Here is a 14,156-nt window from a genome sequence, read left to right on the forward strand (position 1 = left end):
ATGCGGCTTCTTCTCTGGTTAGTCGCCCTGATGGCCACCGCCATCGGCATCGCCGTGACGGCGCGCTTCAATCCGGGCAACGTGGTGCTGTTCTACCCGCCGCACCGGCTCGACATGTCGCTCAACCTGTTCGTGGTGCTGCTCGCGCTGCTGTTCCTGGTCATGTACGGCCTGGTGCGCGCGCTCAACGCCACCCGCAAGATGCCGCAGCGCGTGGCCGCCTACCGCCAGCGCAAGCGCGAGCGCGAAGGCAACAAGGGCTTGCGCGATGCGCTCAAGGCCTTGTTCGAGGGCCGCTTCGGCCATGCCGAAAAGGCCGCGATGCGCGCCGCCGAGCTGCCCGAGAACACCGGGCTGGCCGCGCTGATCGGCGCCCGGGCCGCGCACCGCATGCGCGAACCCGCCCGGCGCGATGCCTGGCTGGCCGGCGTGGTCCACGACAACAGCCTGAAGGTCGCGCGCCTGATGACGGTCACCGAACTGCTGGTCGACGACCACCAGCCGGAAGCTGCACTCGAAGCCGTGGCCGAACTCAATGCCAGCGGCCAGCGCCACATCCACGCGCTGCAATGGTCGATGAAGGCCAACCAGCAGGCCCGCAACTGGCCGGAAGTGCTGCGCCTGGTGCGCATCCTGGACAAGCGCAAGGCCCTGCACCCGGCGCTGTCCACGCGCCTGCGCGAACTGGCCTACGATGCGCTGCTCGGCGCCGAGGGCCACGACCCCGAATCGATCCGCCGCGTCTGGGCCGGCGTGCCGTCGCAGGACCGCACCGTGCCCTACATCGCGGCGCGCGCGGCCGGCGCCTTCAATGCGCGCGGCCTGCACGACGAGGCGCGTGCGATCGCCGAGGACGCGCTGCGCGCCAACTGGGACGACCGCGTGGTGCGCGCCTACCGCGAAGCGGCGGGTCCGGCCGGCTCGCCGACCCTGCTCACCCAGATCGAGCATTGCGAAGCCTGGCTCAAGGAGCGTCCGCGCGACGCCGGGCTGGCCCTGACGCTGGGCTCGCTATGCCTGAAGCAGAAACTGTGGGGCAAGGCCCAGCGCCACCTGGAAGGCGCGCTGTCGGACGCCACCGAGGCGCCGATGGTGCGCGAGGCGCACCTGAAGCTGGCGCAGATGCATGAGGCGCTGGGACAGGAAGCCGAAGCGGCCAATCATTATCGCCAGTGCGCACTGGCCAGCATCCTCTGATCCGTCGATCATCGTAGGGTGGGCAGATTCTGCCCACGCGTCCAACCAGCTCGAGAATGGCCGCGCGGCTGTTCATCCTCCGGTTGAACGCGTGGGCAAAAAACCTGCCCACCTACGGTGTATCGCAGCACGCCCTCCCCACGCGCCATTCCGATGTCCCTTTCGCTATAATGTCAAACTTTCACCGAATCCCAGCAACCAAGGAACATCCATGAGCCTGAATAACGTCCCAGCCGGCAAAGACGTGCCGAACGACTTCAACGTCATCATCGAAATCCCGATGAACGCCGACCCGGTCAAGTACGAGGTCGACAAGGACAGCGGCGCGATCTTCGTCGACCGCTTCATGGGTACCGCCATGCATTACCCGTGCAACTACGGCTACGTGCCGCAGACCATCGCCGACGACGGCGACCCGTGCGACGTGCTGGTCATCACACCGTTCCCGCTGCCGCCAGGCGTCGTGGTGCGCTGCCGCGCGCTGGGCGTGCTGAAGATGACCGACGACGGCGGCGGTGACGCCAAGGTGATCGCGGTGCCGGTCGAGAAGGTCCTGCCGATGTACAAGAAGATCCAGTCGCTGGACGACGTGGAAGAGCTGCGCCTGCAGCAGATCCAGCACTTCTTCGAGCACTATAAAGACCTGGAGCCGGGCAAGTGGGTCAAGATCGAAGGCTGGGCCGACAAGGAAGCCGCCCAGGCAGAGATCGTCGCCGGCGTGGCGGCATTCAAGAACAAGGCCCAGGCCTGATTGCCTGATCCTCAGCAAAAGCCGGCGCCCCTCGTGGGGACGCCGGCTTTTTTTTCGCCTGTTCGCCGGGTCAGCGTTACCAGCCGATGTCTTCCAGCAGCGGGAAAGTCAGGTCGCGCGGCGGCTTGACCTCGTGCTCCAGGTCGGAATTGATGGACGGTTCCATCAGCTGGTTCGGCTTGGCTTCGGTGGTGTAGTGCGACACCGAGGAGCCGGGCGAATAGATGCTGGGCGTGTACATCAGGATGCGCTGCCTTGCATCGGTGCCCGCCAGACGGGTCGGGTCCAGGCCCAGGGTCGCGATCACGCCGGATTTCGTGCGCGAACGCTGCTGCAGCGCGGCCTTGATCGCGACGCCGTCGGATCGGGTGATGCGCACCGCCGGAATCGTGATCGACGGATCGTCCCCGCTGAGCCCGATGACGTCGCCCGGCGCATTGTCCACCACCACCATGGCAATGGCGCCTGCGTCCTGCACATTGCGCGCCTTGGTCACGAAATCGCAGGCGCCGCGGTCGACCAGGGCGACGTTGTTGCGCACCGCCAGCGCGTTGACCGCATTCAGGGGCGTGCAGGCCAGGCCGGTGCCGTCGGGCTGGTCGACCACGGGCATGAGCTGGCCGCTCACAGGCGTGCTGCCCAGCGGCGGGCCGAAGCTCGCGTCGCCGACGTAGTAGTCGCCCCTGGCCGAGCCGGCGTTGGCCCCGCCGATGTCCAGGTTCGAGCGTGGCGCCAGCACCCGCGACACGTTCGCGTTCACGTTGGGGCCGTCCCAGGACACGCCGCGCCAGGTGACGGCCGAGGCCGCGCGCTGGGCATTGGTGAGCGCCGCCCAGGGAATGTTGCGGCGGTTGTCAACGAGGTGGTAGTCCCAGACCGAAGGGATGCCCAGGAAGAGCTCCCCGGTTTCCTCGTCGGTGAGCGAGAGGAAGCCGAGCCCGTGCGCGATTTCATGCAGCAGCACCGCGACCAGGTCGATCTGGTCGCCGGCCCGGTTGTCCAGCCCCAGGTAGAAGGGGGAGCCGGGCAGGCAGTCGGGAAACAGGCCGAGCCGCGAATTGAAGCGCGCGATGATATGCGGGTCGCTTGGGGCGGTCAGGTCTTCGCCGGCCAGCTTGGAGGCCAGCGCATTCACGTACCAGGTGCCGGCGCGCGGCGCGTTGGGGAAATCGGTCCATACTTCGGTCGGGCCGGCCGACCCGAGTACGGCGCCGGTGGCGTTGCAGGACAGCGGCACGAAGGCGGCGCCGACCCGGATCGTCACGCTGCTGTCGAGCGTTGCGCCCCAGATGCCGGCGGCATGGCGGAACGCGGTCAAGCGCTGCTCGCCCAGCGTGGTGCCGGCATTGCCGCCCACCGGCGCGGCCGGGGTCGGGTCGTTGAAGCCCACGCCCGGCTCGTTCAGGTTGACGATGACGATATTGGCCGCGGCCTGGGCGGCGCCGATGCCGGCCAGCGTGAAGGCCAGCGCTGCCGCCAGGCTGCGGCACAGGGTCTTAACGGCTTTCATGGCGGTGCTCCTCTGGCTTGGTGGCGGGGGCCGGCTTGGCCAGCGTGCTCTCGGCGGCCTGCTCACCGTGGACGCAGGCTTCGGTCAGCTTGCCGCTGCCGTCGCGGGTCACAACCGAATACACCATGTGGCGCTCGCCCAGGCGTACCGAGCGCCGGCCGCCGGGGCCGACCACTACCTTGGGCGGGGCCGCCGCGGCCGCCGCGGCGCTGCGGCGTGGCTGCAGGGCGCGTGCTTCGAGCGGGGTGGCGGCGCGCAACTGGCCGGTGTCGGCATCGCGCACGACGACCATTCCCTGTTGGCCAGATGCGGCCGGTGCCGCAGGGGCGGCCTGCCCGCCGGCCTTGGCCGGCAAGGCCAGCGCGGCGAGCGGGAGGAGGAGCATCAGTTTCAGGTTGGGCATGGCATTCTCCTGAGGGCGGTTATTTGCGCAGGCGGCGGGCGGTCGCCCCGACCGCGCCGAGGCCGGCCAGCAGCATCAGCCAGGACGAGGGTTCCGGCACCGCGGTCACGACCCGGACGGCATCGATGCCGACATAGTCGAGCGTGGCGGCCTCGCCCAGGTAGCGGAAGGCAAAGCGGCCTTCTCCTTGGACATCGAGGTTGGTGGTCCATCGCGCCCAGTCGCTGGGAAAAGTGGCGTCGCCGCCGATGGTGAGCAGCAGCGTGTCGAAGCCGTCGGCACTGGTGTTGCTGCCCAGGCCGAAGCGCACCTCGAGCTGGTCGAAGAAGCCCGGCTCGCCGCTGCGGTTGGTCAAGAAGGACAGCGTGGTCAGGCCACCCAGCGTAAGGGTCGGGGTGATCAGCCAGTTGTCGACCGTGCCCATGCCGTTCTGGGCATTGAGGTAGTTGGCGGCGATATAGGCGTTGTCCGGCCCGTTGTACGAGGTGAAGACGTCGGGATTGCCCTGGAACCAGCCGGTCCCGGGCGGGACGCTGCGGTTGATTTGCGCCCAGTCCGACAGGTTGGCGACATTGCGGAAGCCTTCGTTGAGTACGACGATGTCGGCGGCGTGGCTGGGCAGCGGCGCCACGGCAGCCGCGGCAAGCAGCGCCGCGCCGGAGAGCGAGGTAAGTCGGTTCATGATTCCCCTTTCAAGCTAGCCAGAAGGATGGCGGTCCGCTCGCGCTGGCTGACGACGAGGCCATAGTTGTTTTTATGGTAAGAGCAAGAAGATTAGAAATATTGACGTATGTTCAATATCTGGAGACGAGCGCTGAGCACGGCGCAAGGGAGGAAGAGGGTGGAAATCTTGGGGGAAATAAAACGGCCTCCGCGAAGGGAGGCCGTGGGGTCTTGCATGCGCGCTTCGATCAGCGATCGACTATTTTTTTTGCCGCGCCATGTAAGCACGCAAGCGCATCTTCCCCACGATCCCGATCGGGAAGAAGTAGATCGACAGGATGAACAGCACGCCCAGCCACAGCATCCAGCGGTCCGGATGCAGGGCCGCCGCCAGGATCGGCGCGCCCTCCAGGGCGCTCGAGCCGGCGCCCATCAGCTCCTTCAGGTAGTTCTGCGCAATGATGAACAGCGCCGCGCCGACCACCGCGCCGTACATGGTGCCCATGCCGCCGATGACGACGATGAGCAAAATGTCGGTCATCACCTCGAAGCCCAGCGAGGTCTTGGGGCCCACGTAGCGCAGCCACAGCGCCATCAGCGCGCCGGCCAGCGCCGCCACCAGCGCGGCCAGGCAGTTGGCCCAGATGCGGTAGACCACGGTGCGGTAGCCCAGCGCCTCGGCGCGGAACTCGTTCTCGCGGATCGCCTGCAGCACCCGCCCGAAAGGCGAGTTCACCAGGCGCAGCAGGAACAGGAAGAGCAGCAGGCAGCCAAAGAACACCAGGTAGTAGCTGAGCAGCTTGCCGTCCATCGAGCGCCCGAAGACCTCGTTTTCCATGAAGGTATAGCCGGGGGTGAGTACTTCCGGCACGCTGAAGGTCACGCCGTCTTCGCCGCCGGTGAAGTCCGACAATTGCGAGGCCAGCACCGCGAACGAGGACGCCACGGCCAGCGTGATCATGGCGTAGAAGATGGCGCGTACCCGCAGCGCGAACAGGCCGACCACCAGGGCGAGGGCCAGCGCCAGCACCAGGGCGATGGCAAGGCCGCCGAGGGCCGCGCCCCAGGTCGCGTCGTCGACCCGCGCCAGCCCCAGGCCGATGCCGTAGGCGCCGATCCCGTAGAACATCGTGTGGGCGAACGAGACGATGCCGGTGTACCCCAGCAGCAGGTCGTAGGACGCCACCAGCACGATGTAGATGCAGATGGTGGCGGCGGTGTTGAGTGGGCGGGCGCCGGTGGTCAGGAAGGGCGCGAACGCCAGTCCCAGCAAAATCAGGAGCAGGACGCCGGTGAGGACGCGGCTGCGCGGCAGGTCGCCGGAAAGAAGTCGATGCAGCATGGGGTCAGCTCCGCATTTTCGAGTACAGGCCGGCCGGGCGCCACAGCAGGATCGCGATCATCAGGATGATGTTCGAGACCAGCGCGACCTTCGGGGCCAGGAAACCGGCATAGTTGGCCACCAGCGCCATGAGCAGGGCGCCGATGAAGCAGCCGCCCACCGAGCCCAGGCCGCCGATGATGATGACGATGAAGATCATTACCATGATCTCGCCGCCCATCGCCGCCGTCAGCGTCTCCTTGTATAGGCCCCAGAGCACGCCGCCCAGGCCCGCCAGCGCGGACCCTGCAGCGAACACCGCCACGAACAGGCGGCCGATGCGGTAGCCCAGGCTCTCGACCATCTCGCCGTTCTCCACGCCGGCACGAATGAGCAGGCCGATCTTGGTGCGGTTCAGGGTCAGGAACATCCCGACGAACACCACCAGCCCGACCACGACCGCCACCAGGCGGTATTTCTCGATGGCGGCGTCGCCCAGGAAGATCGCGCCGCGCAGCGCGGTCGGCAGCGGCAGCGCGATGGTCTCGGCGCCCCAGATCACGTGGATCAGCTGTTCGGCCACGATCATGCCGCCCATGGTGATCAGGATCTGCTTGAGGTGCTGGCCGTAGACCGGCTTGATGATGATGCGTTCAAAAGCCCAGCCCATCAGGCCGGTGACCAGCATCGCCAAGGTAACCGCCAGCGCCAGCACGCCCAGGTTGATCAACAGCGAATCCATTTCGAGCCAGCCGCGCATCGGGATCAGGACCATGGTCGCGGCAAAGGCGCCGACCGACACGAAGGCGCCGTGGCCGAAGTTCAGCACGCTCATCAGGCCGAAGACGAGGGTCAGGCCGCTGGCCATGATGAAGATCATCATGCCCATCGCCAGGCCGGCGACGGTGAGGGTGATCCAGGTAGGGAAGCTGCCGACCAGCGGCAGCGTCAAGAGCATCAAGGCGGGCACCAGCAGCAGCGGCGCCAGGTCGCGCGGCGCGCTGGGCAGCGGCGTGTCCTGGACTGCCAGGGGTAGGGTTGCGCTCATAGTCGTTCCTATTGGTGTGAATCCAGCGACAGCCCGAGCAGGCGCTGTTGCAGCTCTTCGTTGTTCGCCAGTTCATCCATCGAGCCGGCATGCACGACGCGCCCGTCGTCCATCACGCTGACGGTGTCGCCCAGCGAGCGGACGAAATTGAAGTTCTGCTCGACCAGCAAGATGGTGGTGTCGGTTTCCTTCAGTTCGCGGAAGGCCGCGATCAGGCTCTGGATGATGGCCGGCGCCAGGCCCTTGGTCGGCTCGTCCACCAGCAGCAGCTTGCGTGGCTCGACGATCGCGCGGGCGATCGCCACCATCTGCTTCTGGCCGCCCGAGAGGTTCCCTGCCGGGTAGTTCCAGAACTTGCGCAAGGCCGGGAAGAAGCCGCAGATCCAGTCGACGCGCGCCTGGTCCAGCGGCCCGCTGCGCGCGGCGAGGTACAGGTTTTCGCGCACGGTCAGGTCGGAGAACACGGCCATGCTTTCCGGGACATAGGCAATGCCCAGCCGGGCGATGTCGGGCGTGGCCATCTTCGTGATGTCGCGGCCGTCGAAGGTGATGGACCCGGCGCTGGCCTTCCACAGGCCCATGATGGTGCGCAGCGTCGTGGTCTTGCCGGCGCCGTTACGGCCCAGCAGCACCGACAGGCCGCCGCGCGGCACCGCCAGGTCCACGCCCTGCAGGATGTGGTACTGGCCGATGTGAGTGTGCACGCCGGACATCGCGAGCAGCGGGCTCGCCGCGTTCTGCGGTTCAAGCATGTTCGGTTTCGGGTGTTCCAAGATAGGCTTCCTGTACGATCTTCGATTGCATGACTTGCGCCGGATTGCCGTCGGCGACCAGGGTGCCGTTGTGCAGCACGATGATGCGGTCGGCCAGCGCGCGCACCACGTCCATCTTGTGCTCGACCAGCAGCACGGTCTTGTTGCGCTCCGCCTTGACCGACTGGATCAGGTCGAGCACCACCGGCACCTCGTCCACGCTCATGCCGGCCGTGGGTTCGTCGAACATCATGATGGACGGCTCCAGCGCCAACAAGATCGCCACTTCCAGCTTGCGCTGGTCGCCGTGCGAGAGGGTGCCAACAAGGGCATCGCGGCGGCCGGCCAGCGACACGCGCTCCAGGTAATGCCCGGCGCGCTCGATCAGCTCCTTGTGGCTGGACCAGATCGAGAAGAAGTTCAGGCCCATGCCGGCGCGGATTTGCACCGCCAGGCGCACGTTCTCGACCACGGTCAGGTTGGGGAACAGGTTGGTGAGCTGGAAGGCGCGTCCCACGCCCAGGCGGGTACGCCTGGCGGCGCCCGCGCGGGTGATGTCGTGGCCGTCGACCAGCACCTGGCCCGAGGTGGCGGGCAGCTGGCCGGACACCAGGTTGAAATAGGTCGTCTTGCCGGCGCCGTTCGGGCCGACGATGACCGTGAGGGTGCCCGGATAGAAGTCGGCCGTGACCGCGTTCACCGCGACGTGGCCGCCGAAGCGGATCGTCAGGTCGCGGGTCGACAGGGACGGCTGTTGCGTCGTGGAGCCCTGCATGTCAGCGCGTGTTCCGTACCGGCAGCGGCAGTTCGGCTGCCGGGATCTCGCGCACCAGCTCCAGCAGGTCCCATTCGCTCTTCTGGTCCTTCTTGATGCGGAAGTGGTACATCGGCTGGATCGCCTGGTGGTCTTCCTTGCGGAAGCTCATCTTGCCCTTCGGGGTATCGAAGCTCAAGCCTTCCATCGCCGCCACCATCTCGTCGCCGTTCTTCGCGTTCGGGGCTTTCAGCAGGGCCGCGTGGACGGCGCCGGCCGCCGCCATGCCGCCGGCGGTGAACATATCGGGTGGCATCTTGTAGCGCTTGGTGTGCTCGGCCACCAGCCAGTCGTTCATCTTGTTCTTCGGGAAGCTGTAGTAGTAATAGATGGTGCCCTGGGTGCCCGCGTACTGCTTCCAGGTCTTCATCACCGGCAGGATGTTGCCGCCTGGGGCGAGCGTGATCCCGTAGCGTTCCGGCTTCATGTCGGCGATCTTGTTCAGCGGGTTCGGGCCGGCCCAGACGATCTGCAGGATGCGCGGCTGCGGCTTGTCCTTCAGGGCGTCGAACAGGCGCTGGGCCGAGGCGGTGAAATCGGTGGTGGTGGCCGGTGCGTATTCCTCGTGGATCACCCGCGCCTTGCTGCCGGTGGTGACCAAGGCTTCCTTGCCGGCCTTGATGGCGTCGCGGCCAAAGGCGTAATCCTGGGCCAGGAAGCCCACGCTGCCGCTTTTCAGGGTGCTGGCCGCGGCCAGCGCATCCTGCATCGAGCTGCGCGCAGTACGGAAGATGTACTTGTTCCACTTTTCCTGGGTGATCGCGTCGGCCACGGCCGGCTCCACGATCAGCACCTTCTTGTATTCCTTTGCGACCGGCAGCATGGCGATCGCCGAGCCGGAGGACGAGGTGCCCACAGCGATGTCGACCTTGTCGTCGCCATAGGCTTCGGCCAGCAGGGTGCGGCCCAGGTCAGGCTTGCTCTGGTCGTCCTTGACGATGACCTTGATCTTCCGGCCGTTGACGGTCATGGTGCCGCCGGTCAGGTATTCGAGGCCCATCATGAAACCCGTCTCGGTTTCCTTGGCATAGGCTTCGAGCGGGCCGGTCTTGCCCGCGATGAGGGCGATCTTCAGGTCCTTGCCCTGGGCCAGGGCGTTCGGTGCCGCGAGCGCCGCGAAAGCGGCCAGCATGGCGGCGGAAAGGGGTTTGATCAGGTGTGTCATGTAGTCTCCTTCTATGTTCCTCAGGGTACCCTGGCCAGGAATTGGCGGATGGCGTCCAGTGCGGCAGGCTCGGTGAGCATGGGCGCGTGGCCGACGTCGGGTACTTCGGCATACTGCAATTCGGGGGCCGCCTTGCGCATCCAGCTGGCCTGTTCGGGTTCGACCAGGTCGGACAGCGCACCGCGCACCAACAGGGTAGGGCGGCGCCGTGCCAGGCGGCGGAACGCCATGCGCGCCGCCAGCGAGGTCGGGCGCAGCTTGCCCGTCTGGATCGCCGTGGCGATATTCGGATCGTAACGCAGGGCCAGCTGGCCGTCATCCTTCTGTTCAAACGCGCGGCGCGCCCACTTGCCCCATTCTTCGTCGCTGTTGGCGGGGAAGGCGCAGGCATTGATGTCGCGCAGGTAGGCCGCGGCCTCGTCCCAGGAGGCGAGCGGGCCGCAGCGGCCCGCATAGCCGGCGATGCGGGCCAGGCCCCGCAGCGACATGACCGGGCCGATGTCGTTGATGATGGCGGCCGCGATCAGGTCGAGGTGGCGCGCCGCCAGGGTCATGGTAATCAGGCCGCCCATCGAAGTGCCCACGAAGACGGCCCGGGCGATCCCGAGGTCGTTCATCAGCTTGACGATGTCGCCGGCATAGACCACCGGGTTGTAGTTCTCGGGATGCGGGTCGCGCGCCGAATTGCCGCGCCCGCGCACGTCGACCGCGATGACGCGGCGGCCCATGCCGGCCAGCTCGGGGGCCAGCTCGTCGAAATCGGCGGAATTGCGGGTCAGGCCGTGGATGCAGATGACCGGCAGCCGCGCAGGCCCCTTCGCGGCCGGATAGTCGCGCGCATACAGCGCCAGCCCGTCGCTGCTGGTGTAGCTGATTGGTGTGAAGGTGGACACGCTGGCTTATCCTGTGGGTCGGTCTAGATAGGGTGGTTCAGGAAAAACAGGCTGCAACCGGCCCGGCCGGCGACTTTTCGGGCGAAAAGGCGCCAGCCAGGCGGTGCTGCCTGGTGAAACGAAACGCTTAGAAGCGGTACTCGAGCGTGGCCGAAACCTGGCGTGGGTTGCCGTAGAAGGCGGTCAGCGTACCTTCGTTGCCCAGGGTCGGGAACAGGTAGCCGCCGGTCTTGTAGTGCTTGTCGCCCAGGTTCTTGCCGTGCAGGCCGGCGCGGACCTTGCCGTCGGCGCGGGTCCAGACGATCGAGGCGTCATACAGCTTGTACGATTCCTGGTCGATCAGCGATGCGGTTTCGAACTGCGCGGTGGCGCCCTTGTGCGAAGCGCTGCCGATCAGCGAGAGCTTGCCGTCGCGGCCCATGATCGGCAGCGGGATGTCGTAGTTCACGCGCAGGTTGGCCGAGTTCTTCGGGGTGTTCTGGAACTTGCGCGCGCCGGCCACGTTCACGCCTGCGGCGAAGTATTCCTTGTACTCGGCATCGATGTAGCTGTACATGCCGGCGACCATGAAGTTCGGGGTGATGTTCGCCACCGCTTCCAGTTCCGCGCCCTTGATCTTGGCCTTGCCGGCATTGGTGGTCACGCCGGCGAAGCTGTCGTCCTTGCCGTCGCCGTTGGTGTCGATCGCCACCGAGCCCGGGATCTGCACGTCCTGGTAGTCGCTGTAGAACACCGCGGCATTGGTGGTGATGCGGTTGCCGGCGAAGGCGGACTTGAGGCCCAGCTCATAGGTCTCGATGGTTTCCGGCGCATAGCCGGCGCGCGCGACCGCCAGCGGGATGCGGGTGCCGACCACGTTCAGGCGCGGATCGAAGCCGCCGCCCTTGAAGCCTTCCGAATACGAGGCGTAGATGTTGTGGTCCTGGTTGAACTTGTAGTTCAGGGCCACGCGCGGGGTGAACTTCTTGTCCTCGCGGCTCAGGACGCCGCCACGCAGGTCGGTATCGGTGCGGAACAGCACCGCGCCGGCATTGCCCAGGCCTGGCGAGCCGTTGGCGCCCAGGTAGATCTGGCGCAGCACTTCGGCGTCGCGCTGGTCGACGGTGTAGCGTCCGCCCAGCGACAGGCTCAGGGCATCGGTAATGCTATAGCTGCCGTCGGCGTAGATCGCCCAGGCCTTGGTGTCGATGTCGCCGCTGGTAAAGGTCGAGGTCGGAACCGCGCCGGCCAGGATGGTGTCGAACTTGTTGAAGGCGTTGGCATCGATGTAGTAGATGCCGGCCACGCCCTGCAGGCGGTCGCCCGAGTAGGTCAGGTTGAATTCCTGGCTGAACTGCTTGTTGGTGTACAGGGCCGGCACTTCCATGTCGGTCACCGCCAGCGAGTCGAAGTCGATCGGTGCGTACGACTTGTCCTTGCGCGAAGCGGTGATCGACTTGATCGACCACTGGTTGTTGATGGTGTATTCGACGGTGGCCGAGACGCCGTGCGCCTTGACTTCCTGGTCCTGGCCCAGGGCCTTCATCAGGTTGGCGCGGGTGTCGAAGACGTTGCCCAGGATCGGGGCGCCGCTGGTGCGGCCGACGATCAGGCGGTGGCCGTTCTTCGGGCTGGAATCGTCCTGGGTGGCGTCGCCGGCGATGCGGATGAACAGGTCGGGGGTCGGGGTGAATTCGGCCGACAGGCGCGCTGCCGTCACGTCCTTGTCGTAGTTCTCGCCGCCGGTGGTCAGGTTCTTGCCGAAGCCGTCGCGCTTGAAGCGGGCGAAGGTGCCGCCGATGCGGGCGGTCTCCGACACCGGGGTGCTGGCGGTAGCGACGATTTCCTTCTGGCCGTACTGGCCGATAGTGGCGCGCAGGCGGGCGTCGGTCTGCGGGGCCAGCTTGCGGGTGACGTACTTGACGGCGCCGCCGATGGTGTTGCGGCCGTACAGCGTGCCCTGCGGGCCGCGCAGCACTTCGATACGCTCGACGTCGTAGATGTCGGCCACGGCGGCTTGCGGGCGGGCCAGGTAGATGTCATCGATATAAATGCCCACGCCCGCTTCGAAGCCGGCCAGCGGATCGGCCTGGCCGACGCCGCGGATGAACGCCGTCAAGGTCGAATTGGTGGCGCGCGAGGCCTTCAGGGTGGTATTCGGCAGGGCGGTGGCCAGGGCGGTGATGTCCGGCGTGGCCACTTTCGAGAGCTGGTCGGCGCTGAAGGCGGTGACCGAGACCGGCACGTCCTGCAGGGTTTCCTCGCGGCGGCGGGCGGTCACGACCACCTTGTTGACCCCGCCTTCGGAGGCATTGGCCACAGGCGCGGCGCCGCCGGTTTCCTGGGCGTGGACAGTGGCACCGCCCGACAGGACGAGTACCGCGATCGCGGATTGAATGGCAGGGTTCAGCAGCTTCATTTTGTTCTTGGTCAGACGCATCGTTGTCTCCTAATTTTTGATAGCGGCATGCGTTCAGGTTGTCGCATGCCGAGCAGTGTGCCTCGGTTGAGTTTGGTTAGATAGTCAACAATCGCCCACCCCTTTGTGCAAAAATGCACAGGCGCCTGCACCAGCGCTGTGCGTTCATGCTCCTGTCATTCACGGAGCGGGCAGCAGACGGGAGCGGCAGGTGGCGCACGAAGAATGCGCAGCGGCGCGCGCGATGCGACAAATGATTGCAGGGGGAATGTGCACTGGTGCACAATATGAAGTCTTGATAATGAACAAGTGATCCGATGAATACGCTGCCCGAGTGGACCGACCTGCGTTTCTTCCTGGAGCTGGCGCGCGCCGGCACCTTGTCCGGGGCCTCGCGCCGGCTGGAAGTGGAGCACACCACGGTGGCGCGCCGCATCGACCGGCTCGAGTCGCAGCTGGAAACCACCTTGTTCGACCGCTCGCGCGAAGGCTATGAGCTGACCGAGGTCGGCCAGGCGCTGCTGCCGCATGCCGAGGCAATGGAAGGCGCGGCCCTGGCAGCGGCCGAGCAGATCGGCGGCGCCGAGGTCGCGGCCCACGGCGTGGTGCGGCTGGGGGTGCCGGAAGTGTTCGGGGTGCGGGTGGTCGCGCCCCTGCTGGCGCGGCTGCTGGAGCAGAATCCCGACCTGTCGATCGACCTGCTGGCGCTGCCCAGCTTCGCCAACCTGGCCAACCGCGAGGCGGATCTCGGCGTCATGATGGACGCGCCCACCACCGGCCGCTACATGGTCACGCGCCTGGCGTCCTTTCATTTCTATTTGTACGCCTCGCCGATCTACCTGGCCAAGCACCCGCCGATCCGCACCCAGGCCGACCTGGCCGGCCACGACTTCGTCGACTATGTGCAGGACCGGCTGGCCAGCCGCGAGCTGTCCTACCTGAACGAGCTGGGCTTCACGCCGCGCCGGCGCATGTGCTGCTCGGGCATGACCGCCCAGCTCGAGGCAGCCTCGCTGGGCATGGGCCTGATGATGGCGCCGCCTTATGCGGTGCCGGAGAACGGCCGGCTGGTGCGGGTGCTGCCCGGCTTCCAGGCCGAGCGCTCGTTCTGGCTGGCGGCGCCGACCGACCTGTACCGGCTGCGCCGGGTGAAGGTGGTGTGGGACCTGCTGCGCGAGTGCGCGGAGAGTCATCCGGACCTGTTCGTGCAGGGCATTGGCGCCCGCGCCTAGCACGGGCCT

13 protein-coding genes are annotated in these 14,156 nt (G+C 66.6%); 3 read left to right on the plus strand and 10 right to left on the minus strand.

The window, feature by feature from the left end; genetic code table 11:
• Together AC3XQU_RS15675 and ppa are read left to right on the plus strand one after the other, a co-directional pair.
• Nucleotides 1-1,197 (plus strand): heme biosynthesis protein HemY, encoded by a 1,197-nt coding sequence (locus AC3XQU_RS15675; RefSeq protein ID WP_489875089.1) that lies wholly within the window; start codon nt 1-3, stop codon nt 1,195-1,197.
• A 211-nt stretch (nt 1,198-1,408) separates the two neighbouring features.
• Nucleotides 1,409-1,948: an inorganic diphosphatase gene (gene ppa, locus AC3XQU_RS15680; RefSeq protein ID WP_489875090.1), complete on the plus strand. Its 540-nt coding sequence runs from the start codon at nt 1,409-1,411 to the stop codon at nt 1,946-1,948.
• Nucleotides 1,949-2,024: 76 nt separating this feature from the next.
• On the opposite strand, the gene AC3XQU_RS15685 is transcribed toward ppa, so the two are convergent.
• The 10 genes from AC3XQU_RS15685 to AC3XQU_RS15730 form a co-directional block, all read right to left on the minus strand.
• Nucleotides 2,025-3,458, minus strand: coding sequence for a PA domain-containing protein (locus tag AC3XQU_RS15685; RefSeq protein ID WP_489875091.1), 1,434 nt, complete (start codon nt 3,456-3,458; stop codon nt 2,025-2,027).
• Nucleotides 3,445-3,861: a post-PEP-CTERM-1 domain-containing protein gene (locus tag AC3XQU_RS15690; RefSeq protein WP_489875092.1), complete on the minus strand. Its 417-nt coding sequence runs from the start codon at nt 3,859-3,861 to the stop codon at nt 3,445-3,447. Before AC3XQU_RS15690 ends, AC3XQU_RS15685 begins: the two co-directional genes overlap by 14 nt.
• A 19-nt stretch (nt 3,862-3,880) precedes the next feature.
• Nucleotides 3,881-4,543 (minus strand): choice-of-anchor J domain-containing protein, encoded by a 663-nt coding sequence (locus tag AC3XQU_RS15695; RefSeq protein WP_489875093.1) that lies wholly within the window; start codon nt 4,541-4,543, stop codon nt 3,881-3,883.
• Nucleotides 4,544-4,783: 240 nt separating this feature from the next.
• Nucleotides 4,784-5,866, minus strand: coding sequence for a branched-chain amino acid ABC transporter permease (locus AC3XQU_RS15700; protein ID WP_489875094.1), 1,083 nt, complete (start codon nt 5,864-5,866; stop codon nt 4,784-4,786).
• Between the two features lie 4 nt (nt 5,867-5,870).
• Nucleotides 5,871-6,893 carry a branched-chain amino acid ABC transporter permease gene (locus AC3XQU_RS15705; RefSeq protein WP_489875095.1) on the minus strand — a complete coding sequence of 341 codons (1,023 nt, stop codon included), beginning with the start codon at nt 6,891-6,893 and terminating at the stop codon, nt 5,871-5,873.
• Nucleotides 6,894-6,901: 8 nt separating this feature from the next.
• Complete coding sequence (locus AC3XQU_RS15710; RefSeq protein ID WP_489875096.1) at nt 6,902-7,645, minus strand: ABC transporter ATP-binding protein; 744 nt, start codon at nt 7,643-7,645, stop codon at nt 6,902-6,904.
• A complete protein-coding gene (locus AC3XQU_RS15715; RefSeq protein ID WP_489875097.1) occupies nt 7,638-8,420 on the minus strand; it encodes an ABC transporter ATP-binding protein in 783 nt (260 codons plus the stop codon). Before AC3XQU_RS15715 ends, AC3XQU_RS15710 begins: the two co-directional genes overlap by 8 nt.
• A 1-nt stretch (nt 8,421) precedes the next feature.
• Nucleotides 8,422-9,624, minus strand: coding sequence for a substrate-binding domain-containing protein (locus tag AC3XQU_RS15720; RefSeq protein ID WP_489875098.1), 1,203 nt, complete (start codon nt 9,622-9,624; stop codon nt 8,422-8,424).
• A gap of 20 nt (nt 9,625-9,644) precedes the next feature.
• Nucleotides 9,645-10,517, minus strand: a complete 873-nt coding sequence (locus AC3XQU_RS15725) for an alpha/beta fold hydrolase (RefSeq protein WP_489875099.1) — start codon at nt 10,515-10,517, stop codon at nt 9,645-9,647.
• A 127-nt stretch (nt 10,518-10,644) separates the two neighbouring features.
• On the minus strand, nt 10,645-12,936 hold the full coding sequence (locus AC3XQU_RS15730; RefSeq protein ID WP_489875100.1) for a TonB-dependent receptor: 2,292 nt from the start codon (nt 12,934-12,936) through the stop codon (nt 10,645-10,647).
• 296 nt (nt 12,937-13,232) lie between these two features.
• On the opposite strand from AC3XQU_RS15730, the gene AC3XQU_RS15735 reads away from it, so the two are divergent.
• A complete protein-coding gene (locus AC3XQU_RS15735; RefSeq protein WP_489875101.1) occupies nt 13,233-14,147 on the plus strand; it encodes a LysR family transcriptional regulator in 915 nt (304 codons plus the stop codon).
• The last annotated feature ends 9 nt before the right edge of the window (nt 14,148-14,156 follow it).

The organism is Telluria sp. AZSoR62 (assembly GCF_058111565.1).